We start from the raw sequence: 25367 nt of genomic DNA, 5'->3' as shown, positions 1-25367 counted from the left end.
ACTTTTTTGAAAAGGTATAATTTAACTAAAAACTAAAAGGTTTGTGATATCTTGCAATTAAAAACTAAATATAAAACTTGGATTCGTATCTATAAACTGCTTATATTTCTAGTGATTTCACTCATCTTTCTTTCTGTAACAATATTACCTGTTAATACATATGTACGAATTCTATCAGGAATTTTAGCTGTGCCATTTCTATATATAACACTTATACTTTCTTATTCTATATACCAATTCGCATCCATTGGAGGGAATTATCAGTCAAAAATTCATGACTTAATTGTGTCCAAAGTAAAGTGGGATGGAGACGGAACACTTTTAGATATTGGTACGGGCAGCGGTTCGCTGATCATTAAACTCGCAAAGGCTTTTCCTACATCAGTATTAACTGGAATTGACTATTGGGGGGGAAATTGGGAGTATTCAAAAGCACAATGCCAGCAAAATGCAGAAATAGAAGGTGTTTCTCATCAGATTCATTTTGTGAAAGCAAGTGCTTCAGAACTCCCTTTTAATGAGAATGAATTTGATGTCATTGTAAGCTGTCTTACTTTCCATGAAGTAAAAGATCGAAGCAATAAAACTGATGTAATAAAAGAGGCATTAAGAGTGTTAAAACCTGGAGGGGAATTCGTCTTTTTAGATTTATTTATGGATGAAAAAATATTTGGAGATGAAAAGGAGCAGCTCTTAAACGATTTAAAGAAATATGGTGTATCTGAATTGAACAGATCTAAACTTGATAAAGAAATGAAATTGCCAAAAATTTTATTGAACAAAAAAGTATTAGGAAATGCAGTGATTTTGAGTGGAAGGAAATAATAATGAAATCACTATAAAACAAATAGTTGGATGAATGATTTTGGCTGTAAAAGAAGGTTTAGTAGATTATTGATCGAAGTGATTTATAAAATAACTACATATAAGTTAGGAGTCTTAACATGGAAGATAAAGAGAAAATTTATTATAAGCGTGGTACAGAAGAATTAAAAATGAAAAATATACGTGCCCATAAGCTTGTTCAAGAGTTTAATAATATAAATGTGGAATCGTTCGAAAGAAAAGAAGAAATATTGAAAGAGCTGTTTGGTACAGTAGGGGAAAATCCAAGTATTGAGCATAATTTTCATTGTGATTTAGGGGATAACATTCATGTGGGAGATCATTTCTATGCAGGTTATAATTGTACAATCTTAGATATGGCAGAAGTGAAAATAGGAAATAACTGTATGATTGGTCCGAATGTAGGAATCTATACAGCTGGCCATTCGATTCAACCAAAGGATCGAAATAAGAGCGGGTATGCGATTCCAATCCATATTGGAGACAATGTGTGGATTGGAGGGAGTTGTACTATTTTACCAGGCATTACGATTGGAGATAACTCAATTGTAGCTGCAGGTTCTGTCGTTACGAAAGATGTACCTTCTAATAGTGTAGTGGCCGGTAACCCTGCGAAAATTATTAAAAGTATAGAAAATTAAATGAAATTATAAACTTAATAAAAATATAAATGAGGTAGATAAAATGGATAATTGTGCAGATGTTTTAATCGTGATCGATTTACAAAATGGTGTATGTTACAGCGGTGAGCATTTATTTGAATTGCAAAATTTAATTAGTAAAGTAAATAAAAGAATCTCATTATATAGAGAATTAAGTAAACCAATTATTTTTGTTCAGCATTGTGATGAAGAATTAGTACATGGAGAAGAACTTTGGGCTATTAATGCTAATCTAGATGTTCGAGAACAAGATTTTTTCATCAATAAAATACATGCAAATTCTTTTTTTAAAACAAACTTAAAAAATCTTTTAGATCAATTAGCTGTACAAAAAATAGAATTTTGCGGTGCTCAAACTGAATACTGTATGGATGCTACAATTAAATTTGCGCATGGATTGGGTTACGAAAACTTCATGGTAAACGGAGCAACTTCTACATTAAATAATCCATTTATGTCTGCAAAAGAAACAATTGATTTTTATGAAAAAATGTGGAACCATCGATTTTTAACTTTTATAGAAAATGATCTCAAAAGGGATACTTTAGCAAAAAATTAACTACTCCACATTAAAGAGGTAGATGAGAAATACTCTCTAGGACTATTTAAAAATCTAGTGAATATAATTTAGTAGATTTGAATAGAAGTGGGGGGATATAAATGAAAAGAGTTGCATTTTGCATCTTCTGTTTCTTTTTGTTGTTTTTATCGAATGTCTCAATCTCAAATGCAACATCGCGCTATTTAGATCAAATAGATAAGAATAATCGTAAGGAAGTTAATTATTATGTTAAGAAATCAACTGTGATTGTCGAACAAAAAGAATTTAGTTTAACAAATAAGGAAAAAAACACAAACGAAAATGTAGTGGCTATTGCTGCAAAATACGATACTGTAAGAGATCGTTTCTTTAAAACAGCGAATTATGATACGTATTTACTGGATGAAAAAACAGGAGAAATATTAGATCCTGGAAAATTTGTTTCATCGAAAATATATGATGAATTCATAAAAGAACACAAAAATGATGGAGAAAATGATTTTAGATGGAAAAATTCATTAATCGTTTTGGCATTAATATTTATTACTATCATAATCATTCCAATTTTTGCTTCAAAATTAAATGATTAATTCGAAGGCTGTTTCGGCAGTCTTTTTATTATGCTAAATAGATGATTATTGAAGTATGAAGTTTATTAGATTGAAATTTAGATTAACTAGTAGTATTTTTATTAGAAAACAGGTTAGGAGATAAGAAGATGATCCAGTCAATCGTGCATATTGCATTAGTCGTAAAAGAGTATGATGAGGCTATTGAGTTTTATACGAAAAAACTTCATTTTAATTTAATTGAAGATACATATCAGCCTGAACAAGATAAGAGATGGGTAGTTGTAAGTCCACCTGGTTCATCAGGAACGACTATTCTACTTGCAAAGGCATCAAAACAAGAGCAAGAGCCATTCGTTGGCAATCAAGCTGGTGGGAGAGTTTTTTTATTTTTAGGAACAGATGATTTCTGGAGAGATTATGAGGAAATGAAATCAAAAGGAATTGAGTTTGTAAGAGAACCGAAAGTACAAGATTATGGAACGGTTGCAGTATTTAAGGATTTATACGGAAATCTATGGGACTTAATACAATTCAGTGACAATCATCCGCTTGCAAAAAGAATAAAATAAAAGTTTACTTGATATTAAAAATAAATTTGCCAATTAAATTTAACGTTTATTTGATGTTTACAGAATTAATAAAGTAATTAGAGGAACCTTCATTTTGACGAAGGTTCCCAAATTTTTTATTTAATTACACAAACATTATAAATGGAATAAATGCATAAATAAAAAGACAATAGGAGGAATCAATAATGAGGGTAGAAGATTTAAAGTATTACATTTCTTAATCCCCAATATACTTAGGCCTGACGCTATTATTAATATACCGCCTACAATCGTCACTTCATTTAGAAGATCAGTGCTTAAAGAATTCTTCATTAGTATGGCAATCAAATAGATGGATCCCTGCCATGTAAATAATGCAATTCCAGCAAAAATGATTCCAATCCCAAAAGTGGATGCTAAAACAATCGAAGTAATGCCATCCAACGTACCATTTGCAAGAAGGTATGTATAATCCCCTTTTAACGCTGCTTCTACTGGTCCTAAAATCGATAATGTTCCAATACAAAATAATAAAATAGCGGTTGATAATCCTTCAGCCAAATTACCTTTAGAATATTTATTAACTAAGCTATTAAATCTTGATTCTAACTTGAGTTTTTGTCCAATTAATCCGCCTATGGCCAGACTTACAATAAAAAGTACTGGATATTTGCTAGAAGGCAAATGTTGTACTAGTGAGTTGATCCCTAATCCTAAAGCTACTAATCCCATCGCCTGCATAAGGATTTCATGATATTCTTCTTTTATCCCTTTTTTAAAGATGCTTCCGATCAAGCTCCCGGCTATAATCATCAATGTGTTAAAAATCGTGCCAAACATAATTCGATTTCTCCTTTTATTAATAGTATATTAATAAAAAATAAACCCTCTAGTAACTAGAGGGTCAAGTAGGTTTTTATCATTTAGTTTACTCATAAGGTAATAAAATTTCCGTGACATGCTTTTCATTATCGTTAGTAAAGCCGTAATCAATAAGTGTAATTTCAAAGGAATCATCTAACAGTTTATAATTGTGTTTTTTCATATACGTCAATAATTTCTTATAATAATCAACAGCATCAATGTGAGTACCTTTAAATCGAACTCTCAAATAGTCTCTTGATGGAATAAGAATGGAAGTTGGTGGAATGTGATCTCCATCTTCAAGTATCATGAAAATACTGGAGTATTTATCAAAAACATTCTTTTTCAAATTTGATGCTGAGATTGAGATGCCAATTTTCCCTAAAAAAATTTCCTCATTAATCCCAAAACTGTTCCTTAGTTCTGTAATAGGTAATTCAATATCATCGCCTATAACATAGTCATGGCGTAAATAAGCTACATGCATTTCGGGAAGTGTTATTTCTGATATTACATCTAAAGGTGTACTAACAGCATCTTCAATTTGTAATAAACGGCGTGATATTTTCGTTTCAATAATCTCCAATTCATTCTTCTTTTTGGCAACTTCATCTTTTTGTTTTTTTAACATTTCAACAAGAGCATCAATTTCCCGATAATTAAAAAAATCAATCATTTCGTTTATTGGTAAATCAAGAGCCCTCAAATATTTAATCGAATTCAGCCTTTCAAACTGTTGAGTTGAATAATATCGATAGTTGGTCTTTTTATCGGTAAATTCTGGACGTAAGAGACCAATCTGATCATAATACCTAAGAGTCGCAATTTTAACTTGGAATAATTTTGATACTTCACCAATTGTAAAATACTCTTTCATTTCTTAAAAACTCCTCTATTTGCCATGAAAATGATATTCCTTATTATCAAATATCCTTTAATTTTAATAAGCTCCAAATTGTTAAATTTTGATAAATGTAATTACTTTCCGGAAAGATTGTTAATTTAAATAATACATTCAATTCAGATTGTCATCAATTAATAAAAAATGTTCAATATGTAGATCAGAAAATTCAATTATCAAAATTAGGACTTTAAATGATAATATAAGGAAATAGAGAGAAAATTTGTAAAATTAATCAATTAAGTAGGAGCAGATTACATGGAAAAAGAGATTTATCTAATTAGACACTGTGAAGCAGAAGGACAGCCATTTGAGGCGAATCTAACGAAGCGAGGTTCAAAACAAGCTAAGCAATTGAGTGATTTTTTCTCAAAGATAAAAGTTGACCAAATTATTTCAAGCCCTTTTTTACGAGCAATTCAATCAATCGAACCGACTAGTAATGAAAAGAATATAGACATTGATCTCGATGAGCGACTATCTGAACGTAAGCTAAGCTCAACTGATTTACCCGACTGGCTTGAAAAATTAGAAGCCACATTTGAAGATATGGAGTTGAAATTTGATGGTGGCGAATCAAGTCAAGAAGCTACTAATCGTGCAATAAGCGTAATAGATGAAATCATCAAAAGTGAAAATCAAATTACAATCATTGTAACTCATGGGAATTTGATGTCTTTAATAATAAAACAGTTTAACAAAGAATTTGGTTTTGAGAATTGGAAAAGTTTAAGTAATCCTGATATTTTTCTTTTGAAGTGTAAGGATAATGAGTTTGATTGTGAACGTTTGTGGGAAGTTGAATAAGAGAGTTGGTAAGAAAAAATATAATTCGCCTAAGCTAATAGATTATTAAAATTAGAGGTTCAGTTAGAGAAGATTGTTGAGTTTTTTATTGAACTAAATGGCAGATTAGTTACATAAGGAATGTTAAAAAAATGATACGCTTAGAGAATAAGGATTGATATAATTAACCTATAGAAAAAATTTCCAACTATTTTAGGGGAGATAATAATGGGATTATTATTTGATTTAACATTTAATATATTTGGTAGTATTGTATGTGGATGGCTGATAGTTCTTTCGATAATAAAGATACAAGAAGGTTTATCGGGGGCTAAATTTGAAAAACATCAAAAAAAGTATTTATACAAACGAGGAATATTACTAAGCATAGCAATAGGGCTAGTTTTTTATTTTACTGGATGGTAGTAATTCCTTATCCAACTAACGCATGCAATAGTTGAAGATCAAGAGCTGCTAATATGCTGCTGAACTGGGAGAACCTTTAAAGTTTAAAATAGAATAATAATCAAGAGTATTTTTTCTTATTGAACTAATTCATGCGATAGTTGTATAGTAAAATAGCATATATAAATATGATCACTTAGCAATTTTGGATACTAACTTTAGTTTGGCTACTAGTTGTTTATATCTAGTTGATTTTATAGAAGGATTTTAGCATTATTTAAATACCAAAGTAACATTTTTAAGGATTATAAAAAAATGAAAAGCATGTTTTGAATAGCTTGAACAAAACATGCTTTTATTTTTTATTAATCGACTAATGACTAATTTCTTTAGATTTAAGTTCAGTAAAAAATGAGATTTATACTATTAAAACTTATATTCTAATTTGTTACTACTTAATAAAAAACGCGATAATACCTATGATAATACATAAAACTCCACCCAAAAATTGTCCTAATCCAGATGCTTCTCCCATTAATATTAAATTGAATATGTTTTTACTTCTTTGACTTTTTCCAAATAAGCCTTTGTCTGTTCTCATACGATAAAGACCCCAAGTAATTAAAATTATTCCAAAAATAAATAAGATTATAAGCATTTTCGTTCCTCCGTTGTTTGTTTAAGTAATGTAATGAAACTATTTGTCATCTTCATCAAAAATAAAAGTTTCTTCAATTGATAAATTGAAAACTGAAGCTATTTTATATGCAAGTTGAACAGATGGATTATATTTTTGTTTTTCTAATGAGATGATCGTTCTTGAAGATACACCTACTTTATCAGCTAATTCTTGTTGTGTTATATCATGTTCCATTCTCAATTCTTTCACTCTATTTATCATAACTCCTCCTAATTAAAGGACATGATTATAAAATTTTCTAGATACCATATCACTTATTATCAATGAAACTAAAAGTATAAATAATGCAGCATTTATTGAAATTACAACAAAATTGGATAAAAACATAAAAATTAAAAGTTCACATACAAGCAAATTCAAGGAAAAATAGGCAACTTTCCCATCAATTATCATATCTCTTTCGTCATACTCCTTTGATAATTCCTTTTCTACTTCAGTGTTATTTCTAGATTTAATGTAAGAGGCTATTGAATATAACAAAAGTATTCCGCCTAATAATAACAAGATAAATCCGAAATTAAATCCTACCGATTTATTGAAAATTAATTTTATACTCCCAAATACAATGAGCAAACTTGACAATAAAAAGCGATCCCTAAACATATTTTTCAAAATATATCTCTCCTATCCCATTAACCACGCGAAAAGTGAAATTTTCTTCATGTGAAGTTCATTTCATGTGAAGTCTACTTCATGTTACTGTTATTTTAAAAAAATGTCAATATGTAAAATCTTAAGCCAATTAAGTAATAGTTATAAAGAATATAATGAGCGAACCTTTATATAACTAACGCACGCTTTAGTTGTACAAGATTATCAGCTGAATATTCGATTTTTTTATGAATTATTTACATGATTTTCCAAATAAAAGGCGTATACTAAAACAATTCATATTAATTTTTATATAATAATATTACATTTCTTGTTTTAATTTCTTACCAATATCACCTATTTTTTAGAGAAACTCTTTTTTACTTTGAGTTTCTCTCTTTTTAATTCTTATATAACTAACGCATGATTTAGTTATATATCAAATTTGTTTTTATGATTAACCTAGAATGGAGAATATTATGACTATGACGGATGAGCAATTTGATCAATATCTTGATTACTGCTACGATAAGTTAGAAAAAAAACAAGAGGAATTATTCAAGAATTACAATATAGGTAGTTTTGAAGAGTACTAGTATGATCAAGAAACTGGAATTTTACAATTTAAAACAGGTGGTAATGTAAAGTTAGAATTTAATGTGATTTTTATTGGTTCCTGGTCAAGTAATAGTAATACTTGGATGTGGTCTTGGGGTAATGAAAGTATGACTGAGGATGTAAAAAATAATTCAATAGTGTTAAAAGAACTGAAGGAGAAAACAGGCTTTGGTATTTTTACCAATCCATTTTTCGAATGTGATGAGGAAATGGCTCACGAATTAACCTCATTTGCCGTAGAACACCTCAACGCTAAGGGAATGTATATATCCCCTGATGGAAGGAGTCAATTGTTTATGGCAATTATGTCACTAAATTAGAATTCCTTATGTAACTAACGCAATGCATTAGTTGATGATCCAGGGCAACCAATTCTATTTCCAAAGGCTAGTTCTTAAAAAAATGAAACAACTGATTAAATCGGTTGTTTTTGAATATACTTAGTATTTACTATCCTTTGCAGGCTATTAGTATTATTGTTCTCTTTATATTTACGAAAAACAGGGTGACAATACCTTGTAACTCCATATCAAAGAGACCAGTCCCTTCTGCAACATCGTAGCCTTACATGTATTTAATATCACTAATTTTCGCTTTAGTTATATGCTTTTTGGACATTGATTAATAACCTTCTTTCCTAAAGAATGTAATTATCATTTCTAATAGCGAGGTTTTTTTAACGTAAAAAGTTGTGAAAAATCATATCTTGAATAAAGGGGGTTTTTCTATGGCTCGAATAAAATACAATCAAAGTGATGTTGAATTATTGGCAAGATTAATCCGAACCGAAGCGGAAGCGGAAGGACAAAGGGGGATGTTGTCTGTTGGTGCTGTAGTGATAAATCGAGCCTTGGTCAAGTGTTCAGATTTCAAAAATGTTGATACAATCCGAGAGGTCATTTATCAATATCATGGGAGCGACGCTTCCTTCGACGCGATTCAATCGCCATCATTTTATCAAAGAGCGACCGAGACTTATTTAAAGCTTGCCAGACAATGTTTACAGAATTGGCGACTATATCCTGCTGTGTATTCTTTGTGGTATTTCAATCCATCGGGAGCGGGAGTTCATAATACCCAGTGTCCTCCTAAATGGTATGGTCAGCCTTATGCGGGGGTTTGGAAGAATCATTGCTTTTATGAGCCGACTGGTGCGGAATGTGCGGAAATTTACGAAATATAATATAAAAAAAGAGCCGAAATTTAGACTGCACCCCTTAAAGTAGATGTTGAAAAACCCACATTTGGGCAACAGTGATTTTAAGGGGTGTTTCTTATGGCGAAAAAAGGACAAAAGTTTCAAAAATATAGTATGGAAATTAAGGCAGAAGCAATCCGTTTAAAAGAAGAAGGTTATTCTTATAAGCAAATTGCTGACAAGCAGCTACCAATCCAGGTGGCTTTTTTTTCGACTAAATGGCAGAATAATGCAATAATGAATAAATAAAAAACAGTAGACAAATAAGACAGAAAAGTTATAATAGTATAAAAATAAATTATAAAAACTTTGAAGAGAAGAGTAAATAGAATTCATTCATCTTAGAGAGCTCCAGTTGCTGAAAAGGAGTATGAATGGTCCATTGAAGCAAGACTCTGAGTTTCATATCGGAACCAATAATGGCGATGGTATGACAGGCGCTCCTGTTATAGAGTATGAGTATGTTTAAAATGTACTTAATGAGGTTAATGTGATGACATATTAACAAACTGGGGTGGCACCGCGACACGATAGGTAAACTCGTCCCCAAGACTACGGTCTTGGAGGGCGAGTTTTTTTATTTGTACAAATTAAAAAATTTATTTAGAGGTGTAAAATGAAAAAAAAATAAGATGTATATTACTTGGAAAAATCCTTTGCTTTTATTATTTGGAATAGGCGTTTCAAATATTGGAGATTGGATTTATTTAATCGCACTAAATCTAATTATCTATGATATGACGAAATCTGTTTTGGCTGTATCCACTCTTTATGTCTTGAAACCATTAGCAACATTACTTACTAACCTATGGGCTGGTAGTTTAATTGACAGATTTAACAAAAAAAATTTAATGGTATTTTTGGATTTTTTGAGGGGATTATTAATATTCTTATTACCAAGTATATCATCTGTTTACCTGATCTTTATCGTCGTATTTATCGTCAATATGGGAAGCTCAATGTTTTATCCAACATCAACAACTTATATAACTAAATTAATTCCACAAAATCAGAGGATTCGATTCAATGCTTTGAGTAGTTTAGTACAATCTGGAGGATTCCTAACTGGACCAGCTATCGCAGGACTACTTTTTCTGATTGGCACACCTATGTTTGCTATTAATATTAATGCGATCTCATTTATCATTTCAGGAATTGTAACAGCTTGTTTGCCTAATTTGGATAAGGTAACAATGCGACAGGTAAAATATGAGAAGCTCTCCTTCAAACTAATTAGGAAAGATTTAACTGAGGTTTTAAAGTTCAGCCGTAAATCAAGTTACGTTATGATAATTTATTTTTTGTTTAATAGTATATTAGTTTTAACGGCTGCTATTGATTCATTAGAAGCAGTGTTTTCAAAGAGCGTACTTCATTTGAGTAATTCAGAATATGGTGTTCTAGTAAGTATTGCTGGAGCAGGAATTGGTATAGGTGCAATTAATAATACAATTTTTGCAAAAAGACTACATCCTTCTTGGCTTATGGGGATTGGGACAATTTTTTTATCATTAGGATATATCGTATATTCATTTTCTAATTCTTTTTCAATGGCTGGATTCGGATTTTTCATATTATCATTTGCGTTGTCTTTTGCAAATACGGGATTTGATACATTTTACCAATCCAACGTAGATGTTAAGATAATGGGAAGAGTTGGAAGTATCTATGGTTTTGTTGAGGCAATATTAGTGATAGTTTCAACTATGCTAATCGGATATTCTACTCACTATGTATCGATTAAAATGTCAGTAATTGCTGGAAGTCTTATTATGCTATTTTTAGCGGTATTTTTAAGTGTATTTATTATCCGACCTTCAAACGAAAACTATTTCAGAAGCATTGGATATAAATAAGTTTTTAGAATTTAGTAAAAAAAATTTTCGTTCTTATGCAACTAACTGATGCTTTATTGTATAAGCTTGTGCAGAGAATCTTGTTAATTAGGAGGGATTTAATGAAAAAACTACAACCTCTTCGGATTCAAACTGGGTGGAAAGTTACCTTTAACTCTTTCATTGAATTGGATCCACAAGAATAAATTGATGAAAATGATGAAAACTGGTGGGAATTTAATGAGGATTTATTGCAAACTTGAAAACAGTGATAAGAATCTAATTTTAGATTTAGGTTGGTATGGGGAGCGCAATTTGAATTCTGGATTTTTTAAAATAAACCTAATACAGAATTTTAACTGGGAAAAGCCTTTAGTAGAATTTATATCAAAGGAAAAAAATGAAATTATAGATAAAATTGAAGAGTGTATGAATTCTTATTAAACTAAAAGCATGTTTGAGTTGAATACCAGCTGCCAATATAGGTGGCTTTTTTTATTTAATATAATGGCAGTTTAGTTACATAAGAGGGTTACTCAGGAAAGACATCGAAGTAGTTAATTTAAAAAAGTATTCAAGTAACAAGGTTAATGTAAGTAGGATTGCAGAAAAATCATATACAATAAATAGAAATACTTACTTAACAAACTATGTAAGGAGATAGTACTTTGAACATTATAACTTTGATTGTAAGTTATTTAATTGGCTCAATCTCTTTTGCTTTAGTAATCGGTAAACTGTTTTATAAGAAAGATATTCGTAATTACGGTAGTGGTAATCTTGGTGCAACGAATGCTTATAGAGTTTTAGGCCTAAAAGCAGGTGTAATTGTTGCAATTGCTGATATATTAAAAGGTACATTTGCTTGTCTACTTCCCTTAATACTTGGTTCCACAGTTAACCCTATTGTATGTGGTTTATTAGCCATATTAGGGCACATATTTTCTGTTTTTGCTAGTTTTAAAGGTGGAAAAGCTGTTGCTACAGCAACTGGAGTTTTCTTATTTTTGACTCCTTTAGGTGTTTTTGTTGGCTTTGTTGTCTTTGTGTTAACTTTGCTATTTACTAAGTATGTATCACTAAGTTCAATGTTGGCTAGTATAGCATTATTCATTTACAGTCTTATATTTGAAGATAAAGTTATCATTGCCCTTTCTCTACTAATAAGCTTAACAATAATCATTCTACATCGACAAAATATAAAGAGAATTGTAAATGGAACAGAGAACAAAATAGTTAAAAATTAATGTTTACTTATTGAACTAAAGCATGCTTTAGTTCGATAACATTTTGGAGCTGTGATCGGCTTCTTTTTTTTTTCAACGAAATGGCAGTTTCGTGGAATAAGAAATGATAAGCTTATTAATATGAATTTCTATGTTAATTCAAATAGTTTTTAATTTTTGGGATGGTGTACAAAATGGTAGGTATTGATTTTACCTTAGCTAAAGGCAAAAGAAGAAGAGACTGGTTAGATATAAATAGAAATGTGAAGTTTTCTGAAAATATTCACTTTCATCTTCGTGGTAAGGAAAGGAATAATGTAAGCTTACGTTTATTACTTGATTTAGATCAATACAGTGATAAGCTTTTTTCAGAGAAAGAAATAAAAGAATTACTCAGTATTTCTGATTATTTGTTAAGTAATTACCAAGCAGAATATGACAGAATGGAAAAAGAAATAAGGAAATTTGCAAGTGAGTTAAAAGAGCTTTGTTTAGAAGCAATCGAACAAAATTTATTCATCATCGCACTTGGTGATTAAGTATAGAAACCTTAGTTTATTTAATGATATGCAGCTAATAAAGTGCTTTAGTTACAAATGTGAATTGTTGTGGGATGGTGAGTAATAATGAAATGGAATGAGATTAAAACAACTGAGGATATAAAAAAACTTCAAATTTTATTTGGAGGATTCCATGATAGTTGTTTAAAAGAATTATATTTGTGGACAGATAGTTTTGTAGATGAAGATTTAACAATGGCTATGACATCGGGAACTAATGTATGAATACTTTTTCAAAGACAGTTTGAAAATACATCAGCAATAGAATTATTGTTTGAAGGTGTAAAACAATTCCACATATCACCTCCTCCAGAACACTCTGATTCAGTAATTTATGGAGCTTCTTTGTTAATTGAAGATGAATTAATTTATTGGGGTGATGACAGTAGTTGGAGTCCAAAGAAGAATATAGATTATGGTGTAAGTTGGATCTCATCTAAAAGACTTAGATGGAGAGATGTTAGTTCATGGATTGGAGAAAAAATGAGATATGGTGTAATTAGTGAAGATTAATTCATTTTTCTTATGCAACTAAAGCATTGCAATAGTTGAAAAACACATAGCATCAGTTTGATCGGTTCTTATTTTTACAATTATATTGAAGGATTCATTTGTTAAGTTGCAGAGAGGAGGAACAATAGTATGATACACAGATTTTTTAAAAAGAAACAAACATTGTACCCTGCAGATAGTTACTCTAAGGAGTATATAGAAAATATGCTAAAAGCGAGTGAGTATGAATTAACAAGAATACCCACTATTTTTTCATTTTTATTAACTAGCTCTGATGATCTAAAAATTAGAACAGCAAAAGTTCTTTATGAATATGTCATTTCGTTAAACATTCTTGAATTATCAAAGCTTGATAACTTGTTTAGAGAAAGAACTTCATTAGATTGGTCATATGATTGGAGAAATGAATCCCCAGAGAATTTATTATTACCGGATATGTCTGATGATGAGAAGTTAATAATACTAGGATTATGTAGTTTTCATCCAAATGGATATTTTAGAGAAAAAGCGATACATTTATTAAATTTGGATGATTCAGGTAAAGAATTGCCTTATTTACTTATTAGATGTAACGACTGGGTTACAGAGATAAGAGAGACTGCTAAGAAATATGTCAAGATTCGATTAACAATTAAGAATGTAAATCACATCGTAAGTAATCTTCCACTATTCTTTAAGTTAAAGAACACGAAGCGAAATGATAATAGTGTCTTTGAAGATGTAGTCCAGTTGTTATCCCAAAAGGAATCGTTACCTTTTTTAGACGAGGGTACAAAATCAGACTTTACTAAGATTAGATATTTCTGTTATCAAACGATTATATATTCCAAATTAGTTAATAAAGAAATACTTATAAATTATCTTAAACTAGAAAAAGAACCTCACCCACGTCTTTTACTCTTTAATGAAATAATAGGTGATATTAGTGTTAATGAATTTAAAAACTATTACCCTATTTTGAAAAAGGATAAATTTCCAATGATTCGTGCAAAGGTATTAGAGAAATATTATTCTTTCTTTCCAGGTGAGAGCGTTTTAGAACTTGAAAGTGCACTATTAGATAAAAGTGGTACAATTCGATCTATTGCAAGATTCTTATTAAAAAAGCAAAACATAACTGACTTCGCTCCTTTTTACATTCGTATGATCAATTCGGAACAATTTCTTCGTGGAGCAATATTAGGGTTAGGCGAAGTAGGTAAGAAAGAGCACGTCCAGTTGATAATTCCGTTTTTAGGTAATCTTAATGTTTCAATAGTTAAAGCCGCTATCTATGCAATATCTATGTTAGATGGAGAAAATCAAAAGGAATATTTTATGAGACTGCTTGATCATAAACAAGAAGGAGTAGCTAATGCTGCTAGGAAATCATTAACTAAAGTTTACTATAATGATATGAAAGAACAATTATCTAATTTGTTTAAAGAAACTAAATATGAACATACAAAATATAATTTAGCTCTTTTACTTTGTTCACTATCTAAATGGGATGCGATTAACTATATTATTGAGTTTTATGTAAATACGGAAGATACTGTAATCTCAGATATAGGGAGAAAAAATTTTGTTAAATGGATAGGAAATTTTAACCGTATTTTTGATTCACCGACTATGAATCAAATTGAAGCTATTAAATACACATTAGCTAAATATGGTAGAAAATTAGAAAAACAAGAAGTAAAAGATATTGAATTCTATATAAAAGGGTTTCAATAATTTTGACTATGATACAAAATTTGTTCCATTTATTATGGAATCAGAAATTAATAATAGTTAGAGTTTCGAATGTTTCACTTAGACTCGAATGGTATAATTTAACAACATGATCGGCGCTGTTTAGTCGTTTTTTTTATTGAAGTAAATGTTAGTTTAGTGCAATAAGACATTTAGGTTTTATTAAGCTAAATTATTATGTATGAATCGTAACAGACGATTTCATTCAAGGAGATAAATATGAGTATGCAGAATGAATTAAATCAAATAGTCAAAGAAACAATTGCACCTTTATTTAAAGAAAATGGATTTAAGAAGAAAGGAAAAAACTTTGCTAAAATATTTCCTGACTTTGCCTGGACTGTTAACATCCAATCTTCTAAATGGAATACAAAAAATGAAGTAGAGTTTTTATTTAATACTGGAATTTATTGCGATAAAGTATATACCACTTTATCTGAAATGAAATCTCCAATATTTCCATTGGAATTATACTCGATGTTAAGACTACGAATAAGTGATATAAAAAATATACGTGAAAATTGGTATAAGATATCAGATAATACGGATATTGAAGAAATAAAAAAGCAGGTGGAAAGTGACATTGTAAATGTTATAATTCCTTATTTTGAACAGTATAAAACAGTCGAAGATATTATTAATTTTATAGAAATAATGGAAGAACAGGGGGAGTGGGAATGCCCACATCATTTAACACTTCTTTATCATTATTACGGTTATCCTGAAAAAGCACAAAAAAGAATGAAAGAAGTATATTTAACATCCAAGTTTGATACACAAAAAGAGTATATAAAGGAACTTTCCACAAAAATTGGAATAAACGTGAATTAATAGCATACCTTAGATAGTTCAATTTTTAAGAGATTAAAATCATAGTTTAAATGTGTTTGGAGGAAATTTTTTGAATGATTTAATTATAGATACTGTTGCATTTTCAAAAGAAGAATCTAACTTTGATACATACGAAATAATAGATGCAGATTGGAAAGATGAATATGGATTAATAGTACTTATTAAGGAAAAAAAGAAGTATACCCTCTTCTTTAATGATGAAAATTTTCTTTCACTCAATCTTGAGGTAGATTTCCCAATTGTAAGATGGGTAGATAGGGAGACAATTGTTATTGTAGATTCTAGGGAAGAATTAAAAAAGGATAATGTTTTTATTTTAAATATGAATGGTATTATAGTAGATTCCTTTAACTGTGGAGATGGTGTAGAAGATGTCGAAGTAGGTAAGGAAGGGATTTGGATTAGTTATTTTGATGAAGGTGTTTTTGGAAGTGGAATTTCTACAGAGGGTTTAGTGTTATTCAGCTTAGAAGGTAAAGTGCTTTTTAGATATCACTCTGATTTATTTAAAGGTCCGATTATAGATGATTGTTATGCAATTTCTAAAGGGAAGGGATCGTCCATATGGCTATATCCATATTCTCAATTTCCATTGATACAACTATACCCTGAATCAAGAGAAATAAACACTTATAAAGTCCCTGTAAAATTTCGTGGTTCACATGCTATAAGCATAAGATGTAAGTATGCATATTTTTATGGTGGCTATAATTCAAAAGGTGAACTTTATTGTTGGGAAATTGGGAAGAAAAAACATGAAATGATAGGGAGAATCGATGGGAGAACAAGAGGATTAGGTAATGGTGAAAGTAACCATTTCATTTCTATGTCAGATAAATTGATAAGATTACATAAGATAATAAAAGATGATGAATTTACTTTTTCTTAAATATTGATTTATAGTTATTGAAAAGATTGTGAAGGTAAATGGAATCCATCCTCCATCCTTAGAAGTTAATTTCTTAATGACTAAATAAAAAGAACACTACTTTTTTAGTTACTCAAAAACCGTAGTGTTCTTTTCTATATTTTAAGCATATTTTAGATTTGAAGTTAAAGTTTATTTTTTGATAACAAGAGTTTCCCATCCATCATAATGACCACCGAAATGTTCTGAAGCTTCAATTAAGAAATCAGTTAATTCATCAATACTATCTACATCAACATGATCTTCTCTAGAAATACGGACAGTAAATTCATACTCTTCATCTAAATCTTCATCAATATTTGAATACTTTCCTTCAAAATTAAATCCTTCTTTTGCTATTTCGTTAATAAACTCATTTATCTTTATTTCATCATTAAATAAAATGAAATGTTCGACTTTACGAGGTAATTTTAATTTGTCACCTGATCTTTTTAATTGCTCAATTAATTCAGCATTACTTATATGCTGCAAGTGGTATTGATTTGGATAAAGAAATTCGAAATAATATTCCCAAAGTTCCTCTTCATCCATACCATACACTCCAAATGCGTAATTATTGGCTACAATGATTTGTTCAGCAACTTCAATTAGCATTTTAGGATCTTGTTCCGAAGTATAATAGACAAGTTCTCTAAAACCATCAGTCGTAACTCTTCCAACATTAAGGTAGAGTTTTGGATTAATTCGTTTTTCGATTTCCTTATTAACTTTTTCTAAAACTTTTAATTCATGTTTACTAGGAAAACCTCGTTCGTCTGGATTTTTTAATTGTAGTTTTATACAAACAATAGTTGGATAATCTTCAATATTTACTTCTTCAGTTACTTCCATATCTAATACTACAGTAGCAGGTTTATCATCTATAAAACTAAAATACGCATTCCAATACTCAGACATTTATATTTCTCCTAAATAAATTTGACTTTTATCGCTTAACACGAATTTCTAATTCCTCAAGTTTTAGTGACAATTTTTCTTCATTAATATTAATTTTTAAATCTTCAAATGTATATTCAGCAAAATGAGGTATATCAATTGTAATCGCAGAAAGCTCTTTACTAATAAAAGTAGAGTCCTTACCTGCTTCTAATTTCTTTTTGTAGCGATTAAATTTAGTATCAAGATTTTCCATATTTTCGTACAATTCTTCAACTGAGTTATAAAGTTGAATTAATGGAATAGCCGATTTTTCTCCTACTCCAGGGCAACCAGGTATATTATCACTTGAATCACCTAATAATGCTTTTACATCAACCCATTGTTTTGGATGGATTCCATAATCATTACTAAAGTGCTCTAAGGAGTATACAATTTCACCAGTTTTTTGAGCAATGATTTGAGAGGTATGCTCGTTTATTAATTGTAATAAGTCTCGATCATTACTATAAATATAGCATTTATTTTTTACAGAATTAGACCAATTATTTGATAAGGTTCCCATTAAATCATCTGCTTCATAAGGTGCCATTTCAAGTTGAGCAATACCGATTTCTTCTAATGCTGTTTTTAAAGTGAAATATTGTTCGATAAGTGGCGATGGTAGTTCTCCACGAGTTGCTTTATAAAAATCATATTTATTTCGACGATCTGTTTCTTCACGTTTAACATCCCAAGTAATTGCTAGATGAGTAATGTCATGTTCTTTAATTAAGTTAAAAAGCTTAGGAATAAAAACTCTTAATGCATTTATATAAACGCCATCTTTCGTTTTAGAAAGTTGTTCATCACTTCTGCCATAAGAAGTTGCAAAATAACCTCTACTTAATAAGTTAAAGCCATCAATTAATAATAAAGATTGATTTTCCATTTTATAAATCACCTAATATCTATATATTTAATATCAAAATGATAGCATATCCTACCGAAAATGATAACTAGTGTATTACTGCCAATTAGAATGAAAGTACCGATATTAAGCATATTTTATTGCATTCATGTGTAATGACATAAAACTTTCATTAGAATATAGAATTTTCTGTTTATTTATTAATTAACTTTTACTATAATGGAGTTTATATAAAAAAATGCAAAGGGTAGGTAGTTATATGGAGAAAGTAAAAAGTACTGTTAAGATTGAGGATATTTTAGTTGCCTATAATACGTTAAAAGAAGTTACGAATAAAACACCTTTGCAGATTAGTACAATGCTTAGTGAAAAATATGATTGTAACGTATTTTTAAAGCGAGAGGATTTACAAATAATCCGCTCATTTAAGCTTAGAGGGGCATATTACAAAATTAGCAACTTGTCTTATGAAGAAAGACACAAAGGGGTTGTATGTGCGAGTGCAGGCAATCATGCTCAAGGCGTAGCATATACATGTAATCAATTGCAGGTGTATGCGAAAATATTTATGCCATCAACAACGCCGAATCAAAAAGTATCTCAAGTGAAATTCTTTGGTGGACCATATGTTGAAGTTATCTTAATCGGTGACACCTTTGATATTGCTCATCAAAATGCACAAATTTATTGCAATGAAAATCAAATGACATTTATTCATCCATTTGATGATCAAGATGTAATTGCAGGGCAAGGTACAGTAGCAGTTGAAATATTAAATGAAATTGACCGTCCAGTAGATTATCTTTTCGTAGCAATCGGCGGAGGTGGGTTAGGCTCTGGGGTTGGAACATACATAAAAGGAATTAGTCCTTCAACAAAGGTAATTGGAGTAGAGCCGATGGGTGCTGCTTCGATGGCTGAATCGATTGCAAATGGACGAGTTGTAACCTTACCTTTTATTGAGAAGTTTGTTGATGGAGCAGCGGTTGGCCAAGTTGGCTATTTAACATATGAAATCTGTAGAGATGTACTTGACCAAGTTGTCGCTATTCCAGAAGGTGAAATTTGTACAACAATTTTAGAGCTTTACAATAAAAATGCAATCATTGCAGAGCCCGCTGGAGCTATGTCTGTATCAGCCTTAGAATTATTTAAAGATGAAATAAAAGGGAAGAATGTCGTTTGTATCGTATCTGGTGGAAATAATGATATTGATCGACTTCAAGAAATAAAAGAAAGGTCTTTAATTCATGAAGGACTAAAACATTATTTCATCATCAACTTCCCACAACGATCTGGCGCATTACGTGAATTTCTTGATAAAGTATTAGGACCAAACGATGACATTACGAGGTTTGAATACACAAAGAAAAACAATAAGGACAATGGGCCAGCACTAGTTGGAATAGAATTGGCCAATAAATCCGATTACAAAGCATTGATTGAGCGAATGAATTGTCATGAAATTCAATTCATGGAAATAAATAATAATCCAACATTGTTTAATTTACTTATTTAGACTATTTAATTACTATAGTGAAATAACCCACAAGGTAATATTTTCTTTGTGGGTTTTTGGTTTTATCATCAAAAATGCTTATGAACGTATCACTTCGAAGTATATAATTTGTCCGCATTTCTTCTTAAAGTATATTCTCAGAAAAATACAACACCCTAAAATTAAGAAAAGCTATCACTTAAAGTTCAACTATTCTCTGCTTCAAATTAGGCTAATTCTGTTTTAAATATTTTTGAAATCGTGGCACTTGACATCATAAACTACATAAAATACAATATTTCTAGAAATACTGAAATAAGCGTTGGTTTTTGAGAGGAGGTTAAAGTGGTGAACGATGATATTGCAGTAAAGGTTTATAAAGCATTAGGAGAATCTACTCGTTTACAAATTGTTAAAGTACTTGCTAAGCAATCTGAATTAGCTTGTTCAGAAATGAAAAATCAAATAAAAGTATCGGCCAATTCTACATTGACACATCATTTAAAACCATTACTTGATTGTGGCTTGCTAACAGTCCGCAAAGAAGGAACCTTCAGATACTATAGTTTACAACGAGAAGTTTTGGAAAAATATGCACCCGCTTTACTTTAAAAATAAAGCGGTATAATTTTACTTTATATTTCAGTATTTATAGAAATACCGAATAATCTAAGGGGGAAATGAATATGAGTTTAGTAAGCAAAGATAATACTAGTTGGGGAAAATTAGAAAATGGTCTAGAAAGTAAACTTTTTGAACCAGTAAAAATAGGTGCTTGGAATTTACGTAGTCGTACTGCAATGGCTCCATTAACAAGAAGTTTTGCAGATGATCAAACGGGTGTAGTTGGCGAGGATATAGTTGAATATTATCGCAAACGAGCTGCAGATGGCGTAGGTTTGATTATTTCTGAAGGAACAGTCATTAGTCCACGAGGAAAAGGTTACCCAGGTATTCCAGGAATTTATTCTGAGGATCAAATAAAAGCTTGGAAAAAAGTAACGGATGCTGTTCATAAAGAGGGAGGGACAATGATTTCTCAAATCTGGCATGTAGGACGATTATCTCATCACGAGCTTGCTGGAAATAAGCCACCTCAAGCACCATCAGCGATTCCTGCAGAAGGATTAGTTTCTCGTTTTCGTAAGCCGTATGATATACCTGAAGAAATGACTACTGAGGATATTAAAGAGGTAATCAATCAATATGCTCAAGCAGCTAAAAATGCCATTGAAGCAGGTTTTGATGGAGTCGAAATTCATGCTGCACACGGATACTTAATCGACCAATTTAATTCAGATGTTACAAACCATCGTACAGATCAATACGGTGGTGATCTTCCAGAAAGATTAACTTTCATGAAAGAAGTAATAAAAGCAGTTATCGAAGCAATTGGTACTGAAAGAACAATGATTCGATTTTCTGCTCATAAAGCTGATATTCCGGGTTATATGTGGGAAGACCCAGAATATGCAATTCGTACATTCATTGAAGCATTCAAAGAAGTTGGTGCAACTTTATTACATCCTTCGATTATGCAATTTGATCGTATACTTGCAGATGGTAAAACGATGCATCAGCTTGTTAGAAAGTACTGGGATGGAATTATTGTTGGAGTAGGAACGTTAAATCCTGAAATGGCAGAAAAAGCAATCGTTGAAGGAACAATTGATGTTGCTGCGTTTGGACGTCCTCTAATTTCGAATCCAGATCTTATACACCGTTTGAAAAAAGGTGAAGCAATTGAAGAATATGATGTTAAAAAGCATCTAAATGTTCTAATCTAAGCTTTAATTTGAATAGATAGTAAGAAGGAAGCTAATCAAGTGGCTTCCTTCTCTAAAGTTTACTATTTCGGTATTTATAGAAATATATAATTATGATGAAAGGAATTAGTTTATGACAAATAAAGGGAAAATTTATATTTTAGCAATGATCAGTTTTTTAGTAGGAACTTCACAATATGTTATTTCAGGTATCTTAGATAAAATGGCCGAAGAATTAGGTATTTCGATTGAAGCTGCAGGGCAACTAATTACGGTGTATTCATTAATCTATGCGATCGGTACACCGATATTAATGGCCGTATTAGCTAAAATGGAACGACGAAAATTATTACTATTTTCTTTAAGTGTATTTATTTTAGGTAATTTATTAGCAGTAATTGCACCTGGTTACGGTTTGTTTATGGTTGCGCGTATTATAATGGCATTAAGTGCAGGAGTTACAGTTGTAACTGTACTAAGCTTGGCTGCAAAGATCGCACCAGCAGATAAAAAGGCAAGTTCAATTGCAACTGTTGTCATGGGATTTACTGCTTCACTCATTATAGGTGTCCCAATTGGTAGATTTATAGCAGCTGCCTATGATTGGAGACTGGTCTTTCTTGGGGTTGCCATATTTGTTTTAATCTCTTTAGCAATTATCGTTAAAACAATTCCACAAACACATGGTAATCAACCGATTCCATTATTGCAGCAAATTTCATTGGTTAAACAACCAAAAATTGCATTAGCCTTATCTATTACATTTTTCTTAATGAGCGGATATGGCATCGTATTTACTTATTTATCACCGTATCTTATTCAAACTACTAAGATGAGCGATCATGTTTTAAGTTTTGCTCTTCTAATACTTGGTATAGCTAGTTTATTTGGATCTAAATTCGGGGGATTCAGTGCAGACAAGTGGGGGATTACGCTTACATTAAAACGAGGATTAGTACTTAATATATTATCGATTTTATTATTATCATTCATCTCTAGTTCAATCAATACAGTGATCATTATCCTTACATTATGGTCATTTTCTGGATGGTCATCTGGAGCAACACAACAATTTAACTTAGCAACAATTTCTCCTAAATCATCTGATGTTTTATTAGGTTTAAATCAGTCAATGATGCAATTAGGCTTTGCATTTGGTGCAGCAATCGGAGGGCTTGCAGTCAGTCAATTGTCCATCCGTTCAATTACATGGATGGGCTCAATTCCTGTAGTGGTTTCTTTAATCGTTACGGTTGGATTATCACGTTATTTAATGAATGAAAAGAAAATCAGTCAAGCCGTTGGCACACAAATAAGAGCTTAAATGGACTAATTTATAATTGGAAACTTAGTTTTGTGAAAAAATAATTTATACTTTATTGGGGCTGTCTTATGTGTCGGATAAATTGACAAATAGGCGCCCCTTTTTAATGTCGAAAATAGAATGTACGTGTGCTTTGATCGATCTTTTTTAGAGAAATTAAGAAATTTTTTAATGGATTTAATAAGAATCAGAGAAGTTTTGCTTATTTCGATATGAAAGGATCTTAACTACACAGATTTTAAGTCAAAATACCATTACCAGTATAGGTAATTATTTATTTTATTTGCGATTCTTTAGGATTTAATTGCAGATTTGGTAATTTTAATTGCGGTTTATGGATTTTAATTGCGGTTTTCGGATTTTAATTGCGGTTTTGGATTTTTAATTGCGGTTTTGGATTTTAATTGCGGTATACGGATATTAATTGCAAATTTGATAATTTTAATTGCCATTTTAAAATTTTATTTGCACTTCTCAAATGTTTATTTGCAACGCCTCATCTTTACACATTTCAAACATATTTTTACAGCTAAGACTTAAATCGACATGATTCTTCTTTCACCTCTTATTCACCCCTAGATATTTTACTGAAAAAACAAATTGAATAATATTCGAATTATATGAATCTTTATAATAAATTAAATTCAACCTTTTTCGAATAAATTTTAAATAAAAGTATTCCTAATGCAATGTAACCGATTTATAATTGAATTCGGAAAGCCTCAAATAAGCATATTGTAATCAGTACATAAAAAATTTTCTCTTACAAAAATGGAAAATAATAAAACGATAATTTTTTATATTTATTTAATAATAAGTAATAGATATAAAATGGGGGCTTACTCCTTTTAGATAAATAAACTTAATTAAGGAGCTGGTATTTATGTCAAGCAAGACATTAGAAGCATTTTTAACTCCACAGTTAGCTGAGTTAAAAGAGAAAGGGCTCTATAATGAGATTAACTCTTTAGAAGGTTCTAACGAAGCTACTATTCAAATTAGTGGTAAACAATTTATAAATTTATCTTCAAATAACTATCTTGGTTTTGCGACTCATCCTCGTTTAAAACAAGCTGCTATTGAAGCGACTGAAAAATATGGAGTTGGTGCAGGAGCGGTACGTACGATTAATGGTACGATGGATATCCACGATCAACTTGAAAAAGCGATTGCTGAATTTAAACATACAGAGGCTGCTATTGCATTCCAATCTGGTTTTAACTGTAATATGGGTGCTATTTCAGCAGTTATGACAAAAAAAGATGCAATTCTATCTGATGAATTAAACCATGCTTCAATTATCGATGGTTGCAGACTTTCTGGGGCAAAAATTATTCGTGTAAAACACCAAGATATGGATGATTTACGTGAAAAAGCAAAAGAAGCTACAACTTGTGGCTTATATGAGAAAGTTATGTACATTGCTGATGGTGTTTTCTCTATGGATGGAGATGTAGCAAATATTCCTGATATCGTAAAAATTGCTGAAGAATTTGGCTTAATTACATATATCGATGATGCTCATGGTTCTGGCGTTATGGGTAAAGGAGCTGGAACAGTTAAGCATTTCGGATTATCAGATAAAATTGATTTCCAAATTGGTACACTTTCTAAAGCAGTTGGTGTTGTAGGTGGATATGTAGCTGGTTCGCAACAATTAATCGATTGGTTAAAAGTTCGTGCACGTCCTTTCTTATTCTCTACTTCTTTAACACCAGCAAATGCTGCTGCATGTATTGAAGCAATTCGTATTATGTCTGAAGAACCAGAAAAAATCGACAAGCTTTGGGAAAATGGAGATTATTTAAAAGCTGGTTTATCAAAACTTGGATTTAATATTGGTGAGTCTGAGACACCAATTACACCATGTATTATCGGTGACGAAAATCTTACACAAGAATTTTCTAAACGTTTATACGAAGAGGGAGTTTATGCGAAGTCAATCGTATTCCCAACAGTACCACTTGGAACTGGTCGTATTCGTAATATGCCAACAGCTGCGCATACTAAAGAAATGCTAGATGAAGTTTTAGCTATTTATGAAAAAGTTGGTCGTGAATTAAACGTTATTCAATAATTTTAAAAATTAATTTCGATATATTTTATTACTATA

Annotated in this window: 29 protein-coding genes, 1 pseudogene and 1 other annotated feature; of the genes and pseudogenes, 23 read left to right on the top strand and 7 right to left on the bottom strand. The window is 30.8% G+C overall.

Going from position 1 to position 25367, the window contains the following annotated elements:
- The first annotated feature begins 48 nt into the window (after nucleotides 1-48).
- The 5 genes from BED47_RS15590 (at nucleotide 49) to BED47_RS15570 (ending at nucleotide 3190) form a co-directional block, all read left to right on the top strand.
- Entirely contained in the window at nucleotides 49-825 is a 777-nt protein-coding gene (locus tag BED47_RS15590) for a class I SAM-dependent methyltransferase (RefSeq protein WP_069034414.1), read from the top strand.
- 119 nt (nucleotides 826-944) lie between these two features.
- Nucleotides 945-1487: a sugar O-acetyltransferase gene (locus tag BED47_RS15585; RefSeq protein WP_069034413.1), complete on the top strand. Its 543-nt coding sequence runs from the start codon at nucleotides 945-947 to the stop codon at nucleotides 1485-1487.
- A 43-nt stretch (nucleotides 1488-1530) separates the two neighbouring features.
- Complete coding sequence (locus BED47_RS15580; protein WP_025568410.1) at nucleotides 1531-2067, top strand: cysteine hydrolase family protein; 537 nt, start codon at nucleotides 1531-1533, stop codon at nucleotides 2065-2067.
- Between the two features lie 101 nt (nucleotides 2068-2168).
- Entirely contained in the window at nucleotides 2169-2639 is a 471-nt protein-coding gene (locus tag BED47_RS15575; protein WP_069034412.1) for a hypothetical protein, read from the top strand.
- A 128-nt stretch (nucleotides 2640-2767) separates the two neighbouring features.
- Nucleotides 2768-3190, top strand: a complete 423-nt coding sequence (locus BED47_RS15570; RefSeq protein ID WP_025568408.1) for a VOC family protein — start codon at nucleotides 2768-2770, stop codon at nucleotides 3188-3190.
- 135 nt (nucleotides 3191-3325) lie between these two features.
- On the opposite strand, the gene BED47_RS15565 is transcribed toward BED47_RS15570, so the two are convergent.
- Both BED47_RS15565 and BED47_RS15560 read right to left on the bottom strand, forming a co-directional pair.
- Nucleotides 3326-4009 (bottom strand): DUF554 domain-containing protein, encoded by a 684-nt coding sequence (locus BED47_RS15565; protein ID WP_025568407.1) that lies wholly within the window; start codon nucleotides 4007-4009, stop codon nucleotides 3326-3328.
- A gap of 88 nt (nucleotides 4010-4097) precedes the next feature.
- Complete coding sequence (locus BED47_RS15560; protein ID WP_025568406.1) at nucleotides 4098-4910, bottom strand: MerR family transcriptional regulator; 813 nt, start codon at nucleotides 4908-4910, stop codon at nucleotides 4098-4100.
- A 282-nt stretch (nucleotides 4911-5192) separates the two neighbouring features.
- Here BED47_RS15560 and BED47_RS15555 point away from each other — a divergent pair, with 282 nt between their 5' ends.
- Entirely contained in the window at nucleotides 5193-5741 is a 549-nt protein-coding gene (locus BED47_RS15555) for a histidine phosphatase family protein (RefSeq protein ID WP_025568405.1), read from the top strand.
- A 207-nt stretch (nucleotides 5742-5948) separates the two neighbouring features.
- Nucleotides 5949-6146: a hypothetical protein gene (locus tag BED47_RS15550; protein ID WP_025568404.1), complete on the top strand. Its 198-nt coding sequence runs from the start codon at nucleotides 5949-5951 to the stop codon at nucleotides 6144-6146.
- Nucleotides 6147-6576: 430 nt separating this feature from the next.
- Here the strand turns inward: BED47_RS15550 and BED47_RS15545 are convergent, their stop codons facing one another.
- From BED47_RS15545 to BED47_RS15535, 3 genes are read right to left on the bottom strand one after another with little or no spacing between them, the layout of a single operon-like run.
- Nucleotides 6577-6783 (bottom strand): hypothetical protein, encoded by a 207-nt coding sequence (locus BED47_RS15545; RefSeq protein WP_025568403.1) that lies wholly within the window; start codon nucleotides 6781-6783, stop codon nucleotides 6577-6579.
- Between the two features lie 39 nt (nucleotides 6784-6822).
- On the bottom strand, nucleotides 6823-7026 hold the full coding sequence (locus BED47_RS15540) for a helix-turn-helix transcriptional regulator (protein ID WP_025568402.1): 204 nt from the start codon (nucleotides 7024-7026) through the stop codon (nucleotides 6823-6825).
- A gap of 12 nt (nucleotides 7027-7038) precedes the next feature.
- Nucleotides 7039-7437: a hypothetical protein gene (locus BED47_RS15535; protein ID WP_025568401.1), complete on the bottom strand. Its 399-nt coding sequence runs from the start codon at nucleotides 7435-7437 to the stop codon at nucleotides 7039-7041.
- 458 nt (nucleotides 7438-7895) lie between these two features.
- On the opposite strand from BED47_RS15535, the pseudogene BED47_RS15530 reads away from it, so the two are divergent.
- The 11 genes and pseudogenes from BED47_RS15530 (at nucleotide 7896) to BED47_RS15485 (ending at nucleotide 16841) form a co-directional block, all read left to right on the top strand.
- Nucleotides 7896-8354, top strand: a pseudogene (locus tag BED47_RS15530) (DUF6882 domain-containing protein).
- A gap of 407 nt (nucleotides 8355-8761) precedes the next feature.
- A complete protein-coding gene (locus BED47_RS15525; RefSeq protein ID WP_025568400.1) occupies nucleotides 8762-9217 on the top strand; it encodes a cell wall hydrolase in 456 nt (151 codons plus the stop codon).
- 93 nt (nucleotides 9218-9310) lie between these two features.
- Entirely contained in the window at nucleotides 9311-9481 is a 171-nt protein-coding gene (locus BED47_RS23775; protein WP_175403508.1) for a hypothetical protein, read from the top strand.
- Between the two features lie 51 nt (nucleotides 9482-9532).
- Nucleotides 9533-9783 (top strand) — a binding site (T-box leader).
- Between the two features lie 81 nt (nucleotides 9784-9864).
- A complete protein-coding gene (locus BED47_RS15520) occupies nucleotides 9865-11088 on the top strand; it encodes an MFS transporter (RefSeq protein WP_029715260.1) in 1224 nt (407 codons plus the stop codon).
- A 647-nt stretch (nucleotides 11089-11735) separates the two neighbouring features.
- Nucleotides 11736-12314 carry a glycerol-3-phosphate 1-O-acyltransferase PlsY gene (plsY, locus tag BED47_RS15510; protein WP_025568399.1) on the top strand — a complete coding sequence of 193 codons (579 nt, stop codon included), beginning with the start codon at nucleotides 11736-11738 and terminating at the stop codon, nucleotides 12312-12314.
- A 173-nt stretch (nucleotides 12315-12487) separates the two neighbouring features.
- Entirely contained in the window at nucleotides 12488-12832 is a 345-nt protein-coding gene (locus tag BED47_RS15505; protein WP_025568398.1) for a hypothetical protein, read from the top strand.
- Nucleotides 12833-12919: 87 nt separating this feature from the next.
- The gene (locus BED47_RS24195) at nucleotides 12920-13078 is read left to right on the top strand and encodes a hypothetical protein (protein WP_254664607.1); all 159 of its coding nucleotides are present in this window, start codon (nucleotides 12920-12922) and stop codon (nucleotides 13076-13078) included.
- A gap of 120 nt (nucleotides 13079-13198) precedes the next feature.
- Nucleotides 13199-13366 (top strand): hypothetical protein, encoded by a 168-nt coding sequence (locus BED47_RS24190; RefSeq protein ID WP_254664606.1) that lies wholly within the window; start codon nucleotides 13199-13201, stop codon nucleotides 13364-13366.
- Nucleotides 13367-13495: 129 nt separating this feature from the next.
- Nucleotides 13496-15082 (top strand): HEAT repeat domain-containing protein, encoded by a 1587-nt coding sequence (locus BED47_RS15495; protein ID WP_069034411.1) that lies wholly within the window; start codon nucleotides 13496-13498, stop codon nucleotides 15080-15082.
- 243 nt (nucleotides 15083-15325) lie between these two features.
- Nucleotides 15326-15931 (top strand): DUF4304 domain-containing protein, encoded by a 606-nt coding sequence (locus BED47_RS15490; protein WP_175403507.1) that lies wholly within the window; start codon nucleotides 15326-15328, stop codon nucleotides 15929-15931.
- A 70-nt stretch (nucleotides 15932-16001) separates the two neighbouring features.
- Complete coding sequence (locus BED47_RS15485) at nucleotides 16002-16841, top strand: hypothetical protein (RefSeq protein WP_084006946.1); 840 nt, start codon at nucleotides 16002-16004, stop codon at nucleotides 16839-16841.
- A 171-nt stretch (nucleotides 16842-17012) separates the two neighbouring features.
- Here the strand turns inward: BED47_RS15485 and BED47_RS15480 are convergent, their stop codons facing one another.
- Nucleotides 17013-17777 carry a DUF695 domain-containing protein gene (locus tag BED47_RS15480; protein WP_025568394.1) on the bottom strand — a complete coding sequence of 255 codons (765 nt, stop codon included), beginning with the start codon at nucleotides 17775-17777 and terminating at the stop codon, nucleotides 17013-17015.
- A gap of 28 nt (nucleotides 17778-17805) precedes the next feature.
- A complete protein-coding gene (locus BED47_RS15475; protein ID WP_025568393.1) occupies nucleotides 17806-18687 on the bottom strand; it encodes a 5'-3' exonuclease in 882 nt (293 codons plus the stop codon).
- A 238-nt stretch (nucleotides 18688-18925) separates the two neighbouring features.
- Between BED47_RS15475 and ilvA the strand changes: the two genes are divergently transcribed.
- The 5 genes from ilvA (at nucleotide 18926) to BED47_RS15450 (ending at nucleotide 25331) form a co-directional block, all read left to right on the top strand.
- Nucleotides 18926-20185 (top strand): threonine ammonia-lyase IlvA, encoded by a 1260-nt coding sequence (gene ilvA, locus BED47_RS15470; protein WP_069034538.1) that lies wholly within the window; start codon nucleotides 18926-18928, stop codon nucleotides 20183-20185.
- Between the two features lie 327 nt (nucleotides 20186-20512).
- The gene (locus BED47_RS15465; RefSeq protein ID WP_084006945.1) at nucleotides 20513-20776 is read left to right on the top strand and encodes an ArsR/SmtB family transcription factor; all 264 of its coding nucleotides are present in this window, start codon (nucleotides 20513-20515) and stop codon (nucleotides 20774-20776) included.
- Nucleotides 20777-20850: 74 nt separating this feature from the next.
- The gene (locus tag BED47_RS15460; RefSeq protein WP_025568391.1) at nucleotides 20851-21951 is read left to right on the top strand and encodes an alkene reductase; all 1101 of its coding nucleotides are present in this window, start codon (nucleotides 20851-20853) and stop codon (nucleotides 21949-21951) included.
- A 112-nt stretch (nucleotides 21952-22063) separates the two neighbouring features.
- Nucleotides 22064-23254, top strand: a complete 1191-nt coding sequence (locus BED47_RS15455; protein WP_025568390.1) for an MFS transporter — start codon at nucleotides 22064-22066, stop codon at nucleotides 23252-23254.
- A gap of 883 nt (nucleotides 23255-24137) precedes the next feature.
- Nucleotides 24138-25331, top strand: coding sequence for a glycine C-acetyltransferase (locus BED47_RS15450; RefSeq protein ID WP_025568389.1), 1194 nt, complete (start codon nucleotides 24138-24140; stop codon nucleotides 25329-25331).
- Nucleotides 25332-25367: the final 36 nt, after the last annotated feature.

This window comes from Gottfriedia luciferensis (assembly GCF_001712755.1).
Taxonomy (GTDB): domain Bacteria; phylum Bacillota; class Bacilli; order Bacillales; family Bacillaceae_G; genus Gottfriedia; species Gottfriedia luciferensis_B.
This window is presented reverse-complemented; position numbering and strand designations above follow the sequence as displayed.